The following is a 14,716-nucleotide window of genomic DNA, read 5'->3' as shown; positions in this document are numbered from 1 at the left end:
CCCCGACGCGCGCTGGCTCGACCTGTGCGCCGGCCCCGGCGGCAAGGCCGCGCTGCTCGCCGCGCTCGCCGCCGAGCGGGGCGCCCGCCTCGTGGCGAACGAGGTGCAGCCGCACCGTGCCCGCCTCGTGCGCCAGGCCCTCGTGGCGGTGCCCGAGGGTGCCGTCGAGGACGTCCGCACCGGCGACGGCCGCGACGTCGGCACCGACGAGCCCGGCCGCTACGACCGCGTGCTGCTCGACGCCCCCTGCACCGGGCTCGGCGCCCTGCGCCGCCGGCCCGAGTCGCGGTGGCGGCGGACTCCCGCCGACCTCGCCGGGCTCGGCGCGCTGCAGCGCGAGCTGCTCGCCTCGGCGCTGCGGGCCGTCCGGGTCGGCGGACTCGTCGGGTACGTCACGTGCTCCCCGGTGCTCGCCGAGACCCAGCTCGCCGTGGTCGACGCCCTGCGCGCCGCCCGCAAGGCCGGGCTGGAGGTCGAGGTCGCCGACGCCCGCGCGGTCGTCACCGGGATCGCCCCGGGGCTCGACCTGCCGGACCGTCCCGACGTGCAGCTCTGGCCGCACGCCCACGGCACCGACGCGATGCACCTGACGCTGCTGCGCCGCCTCGGCTGAGGCCCGTCCCGGCGGATACGCTGACGGGGTGCCCGCACTGATCAGCCCCAGCATCCTGTCCGCCGACTTCGCGAACCTCGAGCGCGACCTGCACCGGATCGGTCGGGCGGACTACGCGCACGTGGACGTCATGGACAACCACTTCGTGCCGAACCTCACGCTCGGGCTGCCCGTGGTGCAGCGCATCATCGAGGTCGCGCCCATGCCGGTGGACGTGCACCTCATGGTCGAGGACGCCGACCGGTGGGCCGTCGAGTACGCCCGGGCCGGCGCGGCGTCCGTGACCTTCCACGCCGAGGCCGCCCAGGCGCCCGTGCGGCTCGCCCGCGAGCTCCGGGCGGCGGGTACGCGCGCGTCCATCGCGCTGCGTCCCGCGACGCCCGTGGAGCCGATCCTCGACCTGCTGCCCGAGTTCGACATGGTGCTGGTCATGACCGTCGAGCCCGGGTTCGGCGGGCAGTCGTTCATCGAGGGCACCCTCCCGAAGATCCGGCGCCTGCGGGCCGCGCTGGACGAGCAGGGCGGCGACACCTGGATCCAGGTCGACGGCGGGGTGTCCCGGTCCACGATCGCCACGGTGGCGCAGGCGGGCGCGAACGTCTTCGTCGCCGGGTCCGCCGTCTACGGGGCGGACGACCCGGACGCCGAGATCGACACCCTCCGCGCCCTCGCGGACGAGGCCCTGGCGACACGGGCCTGACGGCGCCCGCCTGACGACGCGGGCCTGACGACGCGACCTCGTCGTCTTGTGACGACCTCGCGGGTGGGGCGCCCGACGCGGCCGCGCGCTCCGGGCCAGCCGCGCACTCCGCCCCCGTGGGACTCGTCGCGTCGGGTGGGAATGCTGCGTGTGGCATCATCGTTCGGCAGTAGAGCAACACGTGCTCCGGGGTCGGTGAAAGTCCGAGCCGGCGGTGACAGTCCGCGACCCGTGAGCGTGCCTCGGCACGCGAGCGGTTGACCTGGTGGAACTCCAGGACCGACGGTGAAAGTCCGGATGGGAGGAGACGTGGCGGTGTGCTCGGCGTGAGCCGGGTGCACCGTGGTCGTCGTGCACCCGCACGCCGCCCGCACCCCCGGAGCCCGACGGGCCGAGGGACGGGAGCAGGGCGTGGACGAAGCGACGCCGGTCGAGCGCGACGCGATGACGCGCGCCCTGACGCTGGCCGCCCGCGGTCCCGCGCGCGGCCCGAACCCGCGGGTCGGCTGCGTGCTGCTCGCCCCGGACGGTCGCGTGCTCGGCGAAGGATGGCACCAGGGAGCCGGGACGCCGCACGCCGAGGTCGCGGCCCTCACGGACGCCCGCGTACGGGCCGGCGAGGCCGCGCTGCACGGCGCGACGGCCGTCGTGACCCTGGAGCCCTGCGCCCACACCGGCCGGACGGGGCCCTGCTCCCGCGCGCTGGTCGCAGCGGGGGTCGCGCGCGTCGTCGTCGCGGTCGCCGACCCGAACCCCGTCGCCGCGGGCGGAGCCGTGCACCTGCGGTCGGCCGGGGTCGAGGTCGTGCTCGGCGTCGAGGAGGAGGCCGGGCGCGCGCTCCTGGGCCCGTGGCTGGTCGCCGTGGGTCGGGGGCGCCCGTACGTCACCCTGAAGACGGCGACCACCCTGGACGGCCGGGTCGCGGCCGCGGACGGGTCGAGCCGCTGGATCACCTCGCCCGAGTCCCGAGCCCACGCTCACGCCCTGCGCGCCGAGGTCGACGCGCTCGTGGTCGGCACCGGCACCGCCCTCGCGGACGACCCGGCGCTCACCGCCCGGACGCCGGCGGGGGAGGTGGCGGCGCACCAGCCGCTGCGGGTCGTCGTCGGGGAGCGGGACCTGCCCGCCGGGAGCCGCCTGGCCCGTGTCCTGCGAGACACCGGCGGCTCGGTCGCGGGCACCCCCGCCGACGGCGGCGGCGAGGTGCTGCACCTGCGCACCCACGACCCGCGCGAGGTGCTGACCGCGCTGCAGGCCCGCGAGGTCCGCCACGTGCTCGTGGAGGGCGGACCGACGCTCGCCGCCGCGTTCCTGCGCGCGGACGTCGTCGACCGGGTGCACGCCTACGTGGCACCCGTGCTGCTCGGCGGGGGCCGCCCGGCCGTCGCCGACCTGGGCATCGCGTCGATCGGCGACGCGCTGCGGCTGCGGACGCGCGCGGTGCGCCCGCTGGGCCCCGACGTGCTCGTCGAGGCCGACGTCGAGGAGGAGGACTGATGTTCACCGGCATCGTGGAGGAGGTCGGCGCCGTCGTGGCCCTGGACCTCGCGGCGGACGACGGCGACGCGCGCGTGACCGTGCGCGGCCCGCTGGTCGTGTCGGACGCGCGGCTCGGCGACTCGATCGCCGTCGCGGGCGTGTGCCTGACGGTCGCGGACCTGCCCGGCGACGGGACGTTCGTCGCCGACGTCATGCCGGAGAGCCTGCGCCGCACCGCCCTCGGGGACCTCGCGCCCGGGTCCCGGGTCAACCTCGAGCGCGCGGTCCGCGCCGACGCCCGCCTCGGCGGGCACGTCGTGCAGGGCCACGTCGACGGGGTCGGCACCGTGCGGCGCCGCGAGCCCGGCCCGCGCTGGGACGAGGTCGAGATCGCGCTGGACCCGGCCCTCGCGCGGTACGTCGCGGAGAAGGGCTCCGTGGCCGTGGCGGGCGTGTCGCTCACCGTGACGGCGGTCGGCCCGGACTGGTTCGGGATCTCGCTCATCCCCACGACCCTCGCGGCGACCACCCTCGGCGACGCCGCCGTGGGGACGCGGGTGAACCTGGAGGTGGACGTGCTGGCGAAGTACGTCGAGCGGCTGCTCGCGACCGGGTCGGTGGCCCGGTGACCGGGGCCGAGGACGTCGCGGGCACGGTCGACGGGGCCGTCGACGGGCTGGGCACCGTCGAGCAGGCGCTGGCCGAGCTCCGCGCCGGGCGGCCGGTGCTGGTGGCCGACTCCGCCGACCGGGAGAACGAGGCCGACGTGGTGCTCGCGGCGGCGTCCGCGACGCCGGAGTGGGTGGCGTGGACCGTCCGGCACTCCTCGGGGTACCTGTGCGCGCCGATGACGGCCGCGCGCGCCGACGCCCTGGACCTCCCGCTGATGGTCCCGCAGAGCCAGGACCCGCGCCGCACCGCGTACACGGTCACCGTCGACGCAGCCACGGGTGTCACGACCGGCATCTCGGCGGCGGACCGTGCGCGCACGCTGCACGTGCTGGCGGACCCGGTGTCCGGGGTCGAGGACCTCATCCGCCCGGGGCACGTGCTGCCGCTGCGGGCCGTCCCCGGCGGCGTGCTGCACCGCGCCGGGCACACCGAGGCAGCCGTCGACCTGTGCCGGCTCGCGGGCCTGGAGCCCGTCGCGGCGATCGCCGAGCTCGTGCACGACGACGGCACCATGATGCGCCTGCCCGCCACCGTGGACCTCGCCCGCGAGCACGGGCTGGTCGTGCTCACGATCGCGGACCTGATCGCGTGGCGTACCGCCCACGACGACCTGCCCACCGAACCCGCCGCCGGCGCCGAGGCCGAGGCGACCGCGCCGGGACGCCGGGTGCGCCGCGCGCACACGGCCCTGCTGCCGACCGAGCACGGGGACTTCGTGCTGCACGCCTACCGGGACCTGCGCACCGGTGCCGACCACGTCGCGCTGGTCGCGGCCGGAGGACTGGCGGAGCAGCCCGTGGTCCGGGTGCACTCCGAGTGCCTGACCGGCGACGCGTTCGGCTCCGCCCGGTGCGACTGCGGCCCGCAGCTGCACGCCGCGATGGCGCTGGCCGCCCGCGACGGCGGCGCCGTCGTGTACCTGCGCGGGCACGAGGGCCGGGGGATCGGCCTGCTCGCCAAGATCGCCGCGTACGCGCTCCAGGACACGGGGCGGGACACCGTCGAGGCGAACCTCGACCTCGGCTGGCCCGCCGACCGGCGCGAGTACGGGGCTGCCGCGGCGATCCTCGCGGACCTCGGCGCCGAGCGGATCACCCTGCTGACCAACAACCCGGCGAAGGTCGCGGGCCTCACCGCCCACGGCATCGACGTCGCGGAGGTGCGCGGCCTCGAGGTCGGCCGCACCCCGCACAACGAGTCGTACCTGCGGACCAAGGCCCGGGCCATGGGGCACCTGCTGCCCGGGCTCGACGCCCCGCACGACGCCCCCACCACCCCCACCACCCCCACCACCCACGCGGAGGACGCACGATGAGCGGCAGCGGCGCACCCAGCATCACCACCGACGGGAGCGGCCTGCGCGTCGTCGTCGTCGCGGCGTCCTGGCACACCACGGTCATGGACGGCCTGCTGGCCGGGGCGCGCCGTGTCCTGGACGCCGCGGGCGTCACCGACGTGCGGGAGGTGCGCGTCCCGGGCACCTTCGAGCTGCCGGTCGCCGCCGCCGTCGCGGCCCGCAGCGGTGCCGTCGACGCGGTCGTGGCGCTCGGCGTCGTCATCCGGGGCGGCACCCCGCACTTCGAGTACGTGTGCCAGGCCGCGACCAGCGGGCTCACCGACGTCGCCGTCACCACCGGCGTCCCCGTCGGGTTCGGTGTGCTCACGTGCGACGACGAGGCGCAGGCCCTCGACCGCGCGGGCCTGCCCGGCTCGCACGAGGACAAGGGCGCGGAGGCGGCGGAGGCGGCGGTGGCGACGGTCGTCGCGCTGCGGTCGCTGTGAACGTCCTCACCTGGCTGTTCGACGCCCGGCTCGTCGTCGCCGGGCACCCGGTGCTGTGGCGCGAGGTCGTCGGCAACCTGTTCGGCCTCGCGTCCGCTTTGGGTGGGCTGCGGCGCAAGGTGTGGGCGTGGCCCGTCGGCATCGTCGGCAACGTCCTGCTGTTCACCGTGTTCCTCGGGGTCGTGTTCCACACCCCGCAGGAGCGCGACCTGTACGGGCAGGCCGGGCGGCAGGTGTTCTTCGTCGCGGTCGCCGTGTACGGCTGGGTCCGGTGGTCGCAGGCCCGGCGGGTCGCGCGCGAGCACGGCCAGCCCGACGCGCCCGCCGTGGTGCCGCGCTGGGCCGGGCGGTCCGGGTGGATCCAGCTCGGCGTGATCGGCGTCGTCGGGACCGTGGGGTTCGCCCTGGTGTTCCGCGCGCTCGGCTCCTGGGGGCCGTGGGCGGACGCGTGGATCTTCACCGGCTCGCTGCTCGCGACCTACGGCATGGCGCGCGGCTGGATCGAGTTCTGGCTCATCTGGATCGCCGTCGACGCCGTCGGTGTACCCCTGCTGCTCAGCGCCGGGTACTACCCGTCCGCCGTGCTGTACCTGGTCTACGCCGTCGTCGTCGCCTCCGGGTTCGTCGTGTGGTGGCGTGCCCGGGGCGAGCGCGAACCCCAGCAGGTCACCGCCGGGGCGGGCGTCGCGGGGTGAGACGCGGCGGGACCCGCCGCCGCGACCGTCTACCCTGGCGGACGTGAAGACGTTCGACCTGCTGTTCGCCGAGCTGACCGAGAAGGCCACCACCCGCCCCGCCGGGTCGGGGACCGTGCGGGAGCTGGACGCGGGGGTCCATGCCATCGGCAAGAAGATCGTCGAGGAGGCGGCCGAGGTCTGGATGGCGGCCGAGCACGAGGGCGACGAGCGCACCGCGGAGGAGATCTCCCAGCTGCTCTACCACCTGCAGGTGCTCATGGTCGCGAAGGGCCTGACGCTCGAGGACGTGTACACGCACCTCTGAGCCGGGCCGCCGCCCGCCGCACCTCGCCGTACCCGGAGCACCCGCCGGACCCGCCAGACCTGCCGCACCCTGACCCGAAGGGCACCCCCGTGCTGAGGATCGCCGTCCCGAACAAGGGCTCGCTCGCCGAGCCCGCCGCCGAGATGCTGCGTGAGGCGGGCTACCGCCAGCGCCGCGACTCCCGCGAGCTCGTCCTGCCCGACGCCGACAACGGCGTCGAGTTCTTCTTCCTGCGCCCCCGCGACATCGCCGTGTACGTCGGCACCGGCACCGTCGACGTCGGCATCACCGGGCGCGACCTGCTGCTCGACTCCGCGTCGCCCGCGACCGAGCACCTGCAGCTCGGCTTCGCCCGCTCGACGTTCCGGTTCGCCACCCAGGCCGGCCAGATGAACGACGTCCGCGAGGTGCACGGCCGCCGCGTCGCCACGTCCTACCCGGTGCTCGTCACCGAGTACCTGCGCACCCAGGGCGTCGAGGCCGCCGAGGTCGTCCGCCTGGACGGCGCCGTCGAGACCGCCATCCGGCTCGGCGTCGCCGACGTCATCGCGGACGTCGTGGAGACCGGCACGACCCTGCGTGCCGCGGGGCTCGACGTGTTCGGCGAGCCGATCCTCAAGTCCGAGGCCGTGCTGGTCCGCCGGTCCGAGGGTGCCGAGCCCGCCGGTCTCGACGTGCTCACCCGGCGCCTGCAGGGTGTGCTGACCGCCCGCGAGTACGTCCTCATGGACTACGACGTGCCGCTCGCCCTCGTGGACCAGGCCGTCGCCATCACCCCGGGGCTCGAGTCGCCGACCGTGTCCCCGCTGCACAACCGCGACTGGGCCGCCGTGCGGGCCATGGTGCGCCGCTCCGAGACCAACCGGGTGATGGACGCCCTCTACGAGGTGGGCGCGCGCGCCATCCTCGTGACGTCGATCCACGCCTGCCGGCTCTAGGGGCCGCGGCGTGGCCGGTCAGCACGACCCCGCTCCGGGCCCGGCCGGACGGCGCGTCGCTCTCGACGACCCGTTCCGGCCGCGCCTCGCGCGCGTGGTGACCACCGTCCTCGCGGTGGTCGTCGCCGTCGCGACGGTGCTGCTGCTCGTGCTGCTGCCCGGCACCGGGCTGGTGGGTTACGCCCTGGGGGACCGCCTCGGCATCGGGCTCGTCGGGTTCGCGATCGTGTGGTTCTGCTGGCGGCAGGCCACCGTCGCCGCCGTGCCCCGCCCCGAGGGGCTGCGCGTGCGCAACCTCGCCACCACCCGGACCGTCGCGTGGGCGCAGATCGTCTCCGTGCGGTTCGGCGAGGGCCGGCCGTGGGTGCAGCTCGACCTGGACGACGGGGACACCCTCGCGGTCATGGGCGTGCAGCGGTCCGACGGCGAGCGCGCGAAGGGCGAGGCGCGGCGGCTCGCGACGCTCGTCGCGGCGCGGACGCGCACGTCGCGGGACGACTGAGCGGGAGCCGCCCCCTGGGGGGCCTCAGACCCCCCGGGCCACCCGCGCCGCGTGCACGCCCGCCGCGGCCGCGGCGAGGAACGCCGCCGGGTCCTGCGCGAGCCCGCGCCCCATGGTCGACAGCCGCACCGGTGACCCGCCGAGCGCGGTGAGCAGGTCCGCGCCCGCGCCGACCTCGACCAGGCGGTGCGGGCCGTGCGGGGCGCCGAGCGCGAGCGCCTGCTGGGCGACGCGCCGGCCGACGGCCGCGAGGTGCGCCTCCGGCTGCTCCTGCGGGTCGGGGACGTGGAGCGCGCCCGCGCCGTCATCGAGGGCGGGTGCCGGGTCGAACACCGGGACCACGACGTCCGCCGGGGCGAGGGCGACCCGCCCGTACGCGGTGAGCGAGTGGTGCGACACGCCGAGGTGCCGCTCGCGGGCGTCCGCGCCGGAGACGCGCAGCGACGCGACGGGTCGGCCCCCGAGCACGGCGGCGGCGTTGACGGCCTCCCCGGCGGCGACGCCGGAGAAGCCCCACCGGGTCCCGGTGCCGAGGTTGCCGGGGCCCTGGGCGACGACGACGACGTCGGCGCCGACGACGTGCCGCGCGGCGAGCAGGGCGGTGTGCACGGTGACGGCCTCGTGGTCGCCGCCGAACGCCTGCCCGGCGGTGAGGCACGCGTCGATCCACCCGGCGTCGCGCAGCCCGGCGACGGCCATGGAGAACCAGGCGGGCAACGCGCCGCCGTCGGTCATGATGTACGCGACCCGCAGCGGGTCAGGGCGCGAGTCCGCCCCGGCGGACAGCAGGGCGTCGGCGTGCCGGATGCCCGCGACGACGGCGGGCAGCGCGGAGTGCAGGTCCGCGACGACGACGGGCGTGCCCGCGAGGTCGTCGGCGTCGCGCAGCGTCGCGTGGTGCGGGGACTCCTGGTCGTCCACGCCGAGCACCATGGCCTGCAGCGGGGTGTACCGCGCCTTGACGAGGTGGCCCGGGCCGGGCTCGGGGTCGGCGGGCAGCCGCCCGGGGCTGCCGGGCGCCACCACCAGCGCGTACCCGCCGGTGCCGAGACCGCGGGCCAGGGCGGACACGTTGAGCAGGACGGGGTCGCCGACCTCGGGCGTCCCGACCAGCGCCGGGTAGGCCAGCGCCCGCACCTGCACGGGGTCGGGCCCCTGCACGCCGTCCGGCACGGTGACGGTCAGCTCGACCGCCCCCGGCCACGTCCGGCCGACCTGCTCCACGACTCCCGCGCGCCACGTGATCACCGGACCACGCTACCGGCCACTACGGTGGTCCCCGATGCCCGAACAGATCCATCCCGCCGAGCGGCTGCTCAACCTCGTCATCGCCCTGGTGCACACCCCGGGCCGGATGACGAAGGAGCAGATCCGCCGCACCGTCGCGGGGTACGGCGACGCCCCGTCCGACGACTCGTTCGAGCGGATGTTCGAGCGCGACAAGGACACGTTGCGCGACCTCGGCATCCCCGTGGTGACGGTCACGGCGGCGGGCCACGGCGACGACGTCGGCTACCGGATCGACCAGGACGCGTACGCGCTGCCGCCGCTCGAGCTCACCTCCGCGGAGCTCGGCGCGCTGTCGCTGGCCGCGGAGTTCTGGCAGGACCGCTCCGTGCGGGCGGACACGTCGCGGGCGCTCACCAAGCTCCGCGCCGTGGGCGCCGGGGCGGGGTCGAGCGACCTCGCGGCCGGGCTGGCGCCCCGGGTGCGGCCGGGCGGGGACGCCTTCCTCCCTCTTCTCGACGCCGTGGGTGGCCGTCAGCGCGTGACCTTCACGTACCGCGCCGCGAGCACGGGCGAGGTGCGCGAGCGCCTGGTCGAGCCGTGGCGGCTGGTCGCCCGGCGCGGTGGCTGGTTCCTGGTCGGCTTCGACGTCGACCGCGAGGGCACCCGGTCGTTCCGGCTGAGCCGGATCGAGGGCAAGGTCCGCGCCGTGGGGGAGCCGGGGGCGTTCGCGCCGCCGACGCCCGAGCAGCGTGCGGCCGCCCAGCGGTCCTGGGACCCGGAGCAGGAGCGCACGGCCGTGCTCGCGCTGCGCGCCGAGCGCGCCGAGGCCCTGCGTGCCCGGGGCGAGCCGACCGACCTGCCCGCCGACGCGTCGCCCGTCCTGCGGGACGCGGTCGCGGACCGGGACCTGGTGCGCGTGCCCTACCGGGCGACGTGGGAGCTGGCCGAGGAGGTCGCGGGCTACGGCGACGCCGTGCTCGTGGCGGACCCCCCGGCGCTGCGGGACGCGGTGCTGGGGCTGCTGCGCGTCGCGGCGGGACTGGACGGCGCGGGTCAGGACGAGGCGGGGGAGGAGCACCATGGCTGAGCGCGCGAGCGAGCGGCTGCTGCGGCTGCTGGGCATGATCGGCTACCTCGACCGCAACGACGGCGTGTCCGTCGAGCAGCTGGCGGCGCACTTCGGCATCTCCGCCGCCCAGGTGATGGCCGACGTCGACACGCTCTGGATGAGCGGGACGCCGGGCTACTACCCGCACGACCTCATCGACTTCGACGCGGACTCCTACGACCGCGGCGAGATCCGGCTGACCGAGGCGCGCGGCATGACCCGACCGCTGCGCCTCGGCACCCGGGAGGCGGTGACCCTGCTGGCGGCGCTGCGCGCCATGGCGGCGGACCTCGGGCCCAGCCTGGACGCCGAGCAGGCGGAGGTGCTGCGCTCGGCGCTCGCCAAGCTGACCGCCGCGACCGGCGACGCGGCCGGTGCGGTCGACGTGCGCCTCGCCCTGGACGGGCGGCCCGACGTGGTGTCCGCGATCCGTACCGGCCTGGCCACCGGCCGCCGCCTGCGCATCCGGTACGTGAACGCCTCCGACGTGACCAGCGACCGCGAGGTGGACCCCCTGCGGCTGACGACCAGCGACGAGCGCTCCTACCTGCAGGCGTGGTGCCTGCGGGCGGGCGACGAGCGGCTGTTCCGCCTGGACCGGGTCCTCGCTGCCGAGGTGCTGGACACGCCCGTGGCCCGGCACCCGGGCGCCGGGCGGGGCGCCACCGCTGAGTTCCGCCCCGACCCGAGCGGCGACGTCGTGACCCTGCACCTGCGCAGCACCGGGCGGTGGGTCGCGGAGACCGTGCCCGTCGAGGGCGTGCGGAACCTGCCCGACGGCTCGTTCGAGGTGGACGTCCGTGTCGCCCAGCGCGCGTTCCTGCGCAGCCTGCTGCTCCAGGCCGCCGGCGACGTGCTGGCCGTGCGGCCCCCCGAGGTGGCGCGCGACGTCGCCGACCGCGCCCGCGCCGCGCTGGCGGCGTACGGGCCGCTCGCGTCGACCTGACCCGCGTGGCCTGGGTGATCTGCGTGCCTGCGTGATCTGCGTGCCTGTGTGATCTGCGTGGCCTGCGTGGCCCGGACGACCTCGCGGTAGGTTGGCCCGATGGTCTGGTGGGTCGTGTGGACGGTGCTCGTGCTGGGCGCCCTCGTCGGCGCGTTCTTCCTCGGCAGGTCGCTGTGGCGCCGGTTCCGCGCCCTCGTCGACGAGCTGCACCGGGCCTCCGACGTGCTGGGGCAGCTCGCCGAGCACGCCACGACCCTCGCCGAGCAGGCGCAGGAGGCGGAGCGGGCCGCCCGGGCCGCGCGCGAGGCCGTGCTGCTGCCCGACGCCGACGAGTCGCGCGACCGCTGGTCCCGCCTGCGGGCCGAGGCCGCCGAGCGGCGCGAGCGGCGCCGGGAACGCGACCGCGAGACCCGGCGGACCTGGCGCGCCTACACGCGCTGAGCCCGCCTCGTCGGCGCTGACCGCGCCCGACCGCGCCCGACCGCGCACTCCGGAAGGGCCTCGCCGACGCACGGGCGTGCCGGTCCGACCCGCCGGTCGCGCCGGGGAGTCGAGCCCCCTGGACAGGGCGGGTAGTCTCGGGGCACGCGATGTGGCGTCAGGTGCCGTCCGGCCCCCGGCGCCGCGCGCGCGACCGCCGCAGTGACCGCCGAACCCGCACTGGCCGCCGCGACCCGCCGCACAGCACCAGGGAGATCCACCATGGGCAGGCTCTTCGAGCACCCCGTCACCCTCATCGTCCTGCTCCTCGTCGTCGTGCTGCTGTTCGGCGCGAAGCGCCTGCCGGACCTCGCGAGCGGCATCGGGCAGTCCCTGCGCATCTTCAAGCGCGAGGTCCGTGACCTGAGCGACGACGACAAGGCCGCGCAGCAGCCCGGCACGCAGCAGAACACCGCGGCCCAGCCCCCGGTGGCGGCCCAGCCCCCGGTGGCGACGCAGCCCCCGACCCAGCCCCCCGTGGCGCCGGCCGCGCCGGTGACGCCGCCGGCCCCGCAGCCGACGGAGCACGGCACCGCCGACCCCCGGGCCTGACGGCACCGTGGCACGTCGTCGTCCCTCGGCCGACCCCGAGGGCCGGATGCCGCTGCGCGAGCACCTGCTGGAGCTCCGCAAGCGCCTGGTCCTCGCGGCGATCGGCATCCTGCTCGGGGCGGTCCTGGGCTGGATCGTCTACGACGTGGTCTTCCGGGCCCTGCAGGACCCGCTGCTCGACGCGGCCGCCGAGCGGGGCATCTCGGCGTCGGTGAACTTCGGCGGGCTCGCGTCCGCGATGGACATGAAGTTCAAGGTCGCGATCTTCATCGGCGCGATCGTGTCGAGCCCGTGGTGGCTGTACCAGCTCTGGGCGTTCGTGACCCCGGGCCTGACCCGGCGGGAGCGGTCGTCGGCGATCGGGTTCGTCGGCGTCGCGGTGCCGATGTTCCTGCTCGGTGCGGGCTTCGCGTGGTTCGTGCTGCCGCGCGCGGTGACGGTGCTGACCGAGTTCGTGCCCGAGGACGCCACGAACCTCATCGACGCGCAGACCTACCTGAGCTTCGTCATGCGGTTCGTGCTGGCGTTCGGCATCGCGTTCCTGGTGCCCGTGCTCATGGTGTGCCTCAACCTCGTCGGCCTGGTCCGGGGCGTGACCTGGCTCAAGGGCTGGCGCTGGGCCGTGCTGATCTCGATGGTGTTCTCCGCGATCATGACGCCGACGCCGGACGTGCTGACCATGCTGGTGCTCGCGGCCCCGACGATCGGCCTGTACATGGCGGCCGTCGGCCTGTCGGTGCTGCGCGACCGGCGCGTCGACAAGCGGCTGGCGCGGGCGGCCGACGACGGGACGCTCACCCGGTGAGCCACCTCGGGGTCGTGGTGAACCCCGTGGCGGGCAAGGGTCGGGGGCGCGGCGTCGGCGACGCGGTGCTCGACGGCCTGCGCCGGCGCGGGCACGTCGTGAGCGACCTGACGGCGCACGACCTGCGGACGGCGACGGCGCACGCCCGCCGCGCGGCGGTGGCGGGCCTGGACGCCCTGGTGGTGGTCGGCGGGGACGGGCTGGTGCACCTGGGGGCGCAGGTCGTGGCGGAGACCGATCTGCCGCTGGGGATCGTCGCTGGCGGCACGGGCAACGACGTGGCCAGGGCGCTCGGTCTGCCGCGCGGCGACGTCACGGCGTCGCTCGCGGCGGTCGAGGCGGCGCTGCGCACGGGTCCCCGGGTGATCGACGCGGTGCGGGTGGGCTCGCCCGCGCACGCCGCCCACGAGTGGTTCCTCGGGGCGCTGTCCTGCGGCGTGGACGCCGCGGTGAACGCCCGGGCGAACGCGCTGGCGTGGCCGCGCGGGTCGGCGCGGTACGTGCGGGCGCTGCTGCCCGAGCTGCGGGCGTTCCGGCCCTACGGGTACCGCGTGACGACCGACGACGGCGTGTGGGAGTCGGCCGGGACCGTGGTCGTCGCGGCGAACGGGCCGTGGATCGGCGGCGGCGTGCGCGTGGCCCCGGACGCGCGGCTGGACGACGGCCTGCTCGACGTGGTGGTCGCGGGCCCGTTGACCCGCGCCGGGGTGGTGCGGGTGTTCCCCGGGATGTACGCGGGCCGGCACCTGCGGCACCCGCAGGTGCACGTCGTGCGCACGCGCCGGGTGCTGGTGGAGCACGCCGCGCACCTCGGCGGCCCGCCGCCGGAGGCGCACGCGGACGGCGAGCGCATCGGGCCGCTGCCGCTGGTCGCCGAGGTGGTGCCGGGCGCGGTGCGCGTGCTGGCGCCTCCCGCGGGCTGACGGGGCGGCGAGGCGCGACCGCGCGTCGCGGCACGTAGGCTCGCCGCGTGGGACGACGCAGGACGGGACGCAGCGGCACGGGGACGACGGAGCAGGGCGCGGGCCGCGCCCCGGCACCGGAGGCGGAGCCCTCGCCCGCCGAGCGGTACGCCGCGGCGAAGCGGCGCGCGGCGGCGGAGAAGACGGAGCTCGCGCGGTTCCGCACGCTGCTGGACTTCCCGCTGGACGACTTCCAGGTCGAGTCCTGCGAGGCGGTCGAGCAGGGCAGCGGCGTCCTCGTGGCGGCACCGACCGGGGCCGGGAAGACGGTCGTCGGGGAGTTCGCGGTGCACCTCGCGCTCGCGACGGGCCGCAAGGCGTTCTACACGACGCCGATCAAGGCGCTGTCGAACCAGAAGTACGCGGACCTGGTGCGCCGCTACGGCGCCGACCGCGTGGGTCTGCTGACCGGCGACACCACGCAGAACGGCGAGGCGCCGGTCGTGGTGATGACCACCGAGGTGCTGCGGAACATGCTCTACGCGGGGTCGAGCACGCTGGACGGGCTCGGGTTCGTGGTGATGGACGAGGTGCACTACCTCGCGGACCGGTTCCGCGGCCCGGTGTGGGAGGAGGTGATCATCCACCTGCCCGACGACGTGCAGCTGGTGTCGCTGTCCGCCACCGTCTCGAACGCCGAGGAGTTCGGCGACTGGCTGCGCACCGTGCGGGGGGACACCGCCGTCGTGGTCAGCGAGCACCGCCCGGTGCCGCTCGGCCAGCACGTGCTGGTGCGCGACGACCTGCACGACCTGTACGCGGGGCACGTGGACCCGACGGCGCCCGGCAAGAACCCGCCGATCAACCCCGAGCTCGCGCACCTGCTGCGCCGAGCCGAGCGGTCGGACGGGCCGCCGCACCGCGGGCGTCGGGGCCCGGGCGACCGGGGCTTCCGCGGCCCCGGTGGCCGCCGCCCGGGTGGCGGACCGGGAGGCCCGGGCGGGT

The 14,716-nt window shown here is 76.4% G+C and carries 18 protein-coding genes and 1 riboswitch; of the genes, 17 read left to right on the top strand and 1 reads right to left on the bottom strand.

What is annotated here, in order from left to right; genetic code table 11:
- The 10 genes from EBM89_RS16500 to EBM89_RS16455 all read left to right on the top strand — a co-directional run.
- Positions 1 to 613: RsmB/NOP family class I SAM-dependent RNA methyltransferase (locus EBM89_RS16500; RefSeq protein ID WP_500778891.1), on the top strand; the 613-nt coding region annotated here is incomplete at its 5' end.
- A gap of 28 nt (positions 614 to 641) precedes the next feature.
- A complete protein-coding gene (gene rpe, locus EBM89_RS16495) occupies positions 642 to 1,313 on the top strand; it encodes a ribulose-phosphate 3-epimerase (protein WP_122150745.1) in 672 nt (223 codons plus the stop codon).
- Positions 1,314 to 1,490: 177 nt separating this feature from the next.
- Positions 1,491 to 1,626, top strand: a riboswitch (FMN riboswitch).
- Positions 1,627 to 1,757: 131 nt separating this feature from the next.
- Positions 1,758 to 2,810, top strand: a complete 1,053-nt coding sequence (ribD, locus tag EBM89_RS16490) for a bifunctional diaminohydroxyphosphoribosylaminopyrimidine deaminase/5-amino-6-(5-phosphoribosylamino)uracil reductase RibD (RefSeq protein ID WP_122150747.1) — start codon at positions 1,758 to 1,760, stop codon at positions 2,808 to 2,810.
- Complete coding sequence (locus tag EBM89_RS16485) at positions 2,810 to 3,421, top strand: riboflavin synthase (RefSeq protein WP_122150744.1); 612 nt, start codon at positions 2,810 to 2,812, stop codon at positions 3,419 to 3,421. The genes ribD and EBM89_RS16485 overlap by 1 nt, the downstream gene beginning before the upstream one ends.
- Complete coding sequence (gene ribB, locus EBM89_RS16480) at positions 3,418 to 4,779, top strand: 3,4-dihydroxy-2-butanone-4-phosphate synthase (RefSeq protein WP_233571800.1); 1,362 nt, start codon at positions 3,418 to 3,420, stop codon at positions 4,777 to 4,779. Before EBM89_RS16485 ends, ribB begins: the two co-directional genes overlap by 4 nt.
- Complete coding sequence (ribH, locus tag EBM89_RS16475; RefSeq protein WP_122150743.1) at positions 4,776 to 5,246, top strand: 6,7-dimethyl-8-ribityllumazine synthase; 471 nt, start codon at positions 4,776 to 4,778, stop codon at positions 5,244 to 5,246. Before ribB ends, ribH begins: the two co-directional genes overlap by 4 nt.
- On the top strand, positions 5,243 to 5,941 hold the full coding sequence (gene pnuC / locus EBM89_RS16470; protein WP_122150742.1) for a nicotinamide riboside transporter PnuC: 699 nt from the start codon (positions 5,243 to 5,245) through the stop codon (positions 5,939 to 5,941). Before ribH ends, pnuC begins: the two co-directional genes overlap by 4 nt.
- A gap of 43 nt (positions 5,942 to 5,984) precedes the next feature.
- Positions 5,985 to 6,248 carry a phosphoribosyl-ATP diphosphatase gene (locus EBM89_RS16465; protein WP_122150741.1) on the top strand — a complete coding sequence of 88 codons (264 nt, stop codon included), beginning with the start codon at positions 5,985 to 5,987 and terminating at the stop codon, positions 6,246 to 6,248.
- 89 nt (positions 6,249 to 6,337) lie between these two features.
- The gene (hisG, locus tag EBM89_RS16460) at positions 6,338 to 7,186 is read left to right on the top strand and encodes an ATP phosphoribosyltransferase (protein ID WP_122150740.1); all 849 of its coding nucleotides are present in this window, start codon (positions 6,338 to 6,340) and stop codon (positions 7,184 to 7,186) included.
- Positions 7,187 to 7,196: 10 nt separating this feature from the next.
- Positions 7,197 to 7,688, top strand: coding sequence for a PH domain-containing protein (locus EBM89_RS16455; protein WP_122150739.1), 492 nt, complete (start codon positions 7,197 to 7,199; stop codon positions 7,686 to 7,688).
- 24 nt (positions 7,689 to 7,712) lie between these two features.
- Here the strand turns inward: EBM89_RS16455 and EBM89_RS16450 are convergent, their stop codons facing one another.
- Entirely contained in the window at positions 7,713 to 8,936 is a 1,224-nt protein-coding gene (locus EBM89_RS16450) for a DUF3866 family protein (RefSeq protein ID WP_122150738.1), read from the bottom strand.
- A 34-nt stretch (positions 8,937 to 8,970) separates the two neighbouring features.
- On the opposite strand from EBM89_RS16450, the gene EBM89_RS16445 reads away from it, so the two are divergent.
- From EBM89_RS16445 to EBM89_RS16415, 7 genes are all read left to right on the top strand, one after another.
- Positions 8,971 to 10,005: a helix-turn-helix transcriptional regulator gene (locus EBM89_RS16445; RefSeq protein ID WP_122150737.1), complete on the top strand. Its 1,035-nt coding sequence runs from the start codon at positions 8,971 to 8,973 to the stop codon at positions 10,003 to 10,005.
- Entirely contained in the window at positions 9,998 to 10,972 is a 975-nt protein-coding gene (locus EBM89_RS16440) for a helix-turn-helix transcriptional regulator (protein ID WP_122150736.1), read from the top strand. The genes EBM89_RS16445 and EBM89_RS16440 overlap by 8 nt, the downstream gene beginning before the upstream one ends.
- 99 nt (positions 10,973 to 11,071) lie before the next feature.
- Positions 11,072 to 11,413 carry a hypothetical protein gene (locus EBM89_RS16435; protein WP_122150735.1) on the top strand — a complete coding sequence of 114 codons (342 nt, stop codon included), beginning with the start codon at positions 11,072 to 11,074 and terminating at the stop codon, positions 11,411 to 11,413.
- A 261-nt stretch (positions 11,414 to 11,674) separates the two neighbouring features.
- Positions 11,675 to 12,004: a Sec-independent protein translocase subunit TatA gene (gene tatA, locus EBM89_RS16430; RefSeq protein ID WP_122150734.1), complete on the top strand. Its 330-nt coding sequence runs from the start codon at positions 11,675 to 11,677 to the stop codon at positions 12,002 to 12,004.
- Between the two features lie 7 nt (positions 12,005 to 12,011).
- Positions 12,012 to 12,809, top strand: a complete 798-nt coding sequence (tatC, locus tag EBM89_RS16425; RefSeq protein ID WP_369408663.1) for a twin-arginine translocase subunit TatC — start codon at positions 12,012 to 12,014, stop codon at positions 12,807 to 12,809.
- Positions 12,806 to 13,732 (top strand): diacylglycerol/lipid kinase family protein, encoded by a 927-nt coding sequence (locus EBM89_RS16420; RefSeq protein WP_122150732.1) that lies wholly within the window; start codon positions 12,806 to 12,808, stop codon positions 13,730 to 13,732. The genes tatC and EBM89_RS16420 overlap by 4 nt, the downstream gene beginning before the upstream one ends.
- Positions 13,733 to 13,779: 47 nt before the next feature.
- Positions 13,780 to 14,716: DEAD/DEAH box helicase (locus tag EBM89_RS16415; protein ID WP_122150731.1), on the top strand; the 937-nt coding region annotated here is incomplete at its 3' end.

Origin of the sequence: Cellulomonas triticagri (assembly GCF_003696205.1) — a bacterium.
Taxonomy (GTDB): Bacteria; Actinomycetota; Actinomycetes; order Actinomycetales; family Cellulomonadaceae; genus Cellulomonas; species Cellulomonas triticagri.
Note: the sequence above shows the minus strand (reverse complement) of the source record. Positions and strands in the feature narration are given on the sequence as shown.

Coding starts and splice junctions, on each gene's coding strand:
- ribD (WP_122150747.1), top strand. CDS start 1,758: ATGACGCGCGCCCTGACGCTGGCCGCCCGCGGTCCCGCGCGCGGCCCG.
- EBM89_RS16485 (WP_122150744.1), top strand. CDS start 2,810: ATGTTCACCGGCATCGTGGAGGAGGTCGGCGCCGTCGTGGCCCTGGAC.
- ribH (WP_122150743.1), top strand. CDS start 4,776: ATGAGCGGCAGCGGCGCACCCAGCATCACCACCGACGGGAGCGGCCTG.
- EBM89_RS16445 (WP_122150737.1), top strand. CDS start 8,971: ATGCCCGAACAGATCCATCCCGCCGAGCGGCTGCTCAACCTCGTCATC.
- EBM89_RS16440 (WP_122150736.1), top strand. CDS start 9,998: ATGGCTGAGCGCGCGAGCGAGCGGCTGCTGCGGCTGCTGGGCATGATC.
- EBM89_RS16435 (WP_122150735.1), top strand. CDS start 11,072: ATGGTCTGGTGGGTCGTGTGGACGGTGCTCGTGCTGGGCGCCCTCGTC.
- tatA (WP_122150734.1), top strand. CDS start 11,675: ATGGGCAGGCTCTTCGAGCACCCCGTCACCCTCATCGTCCTGCTCCTC.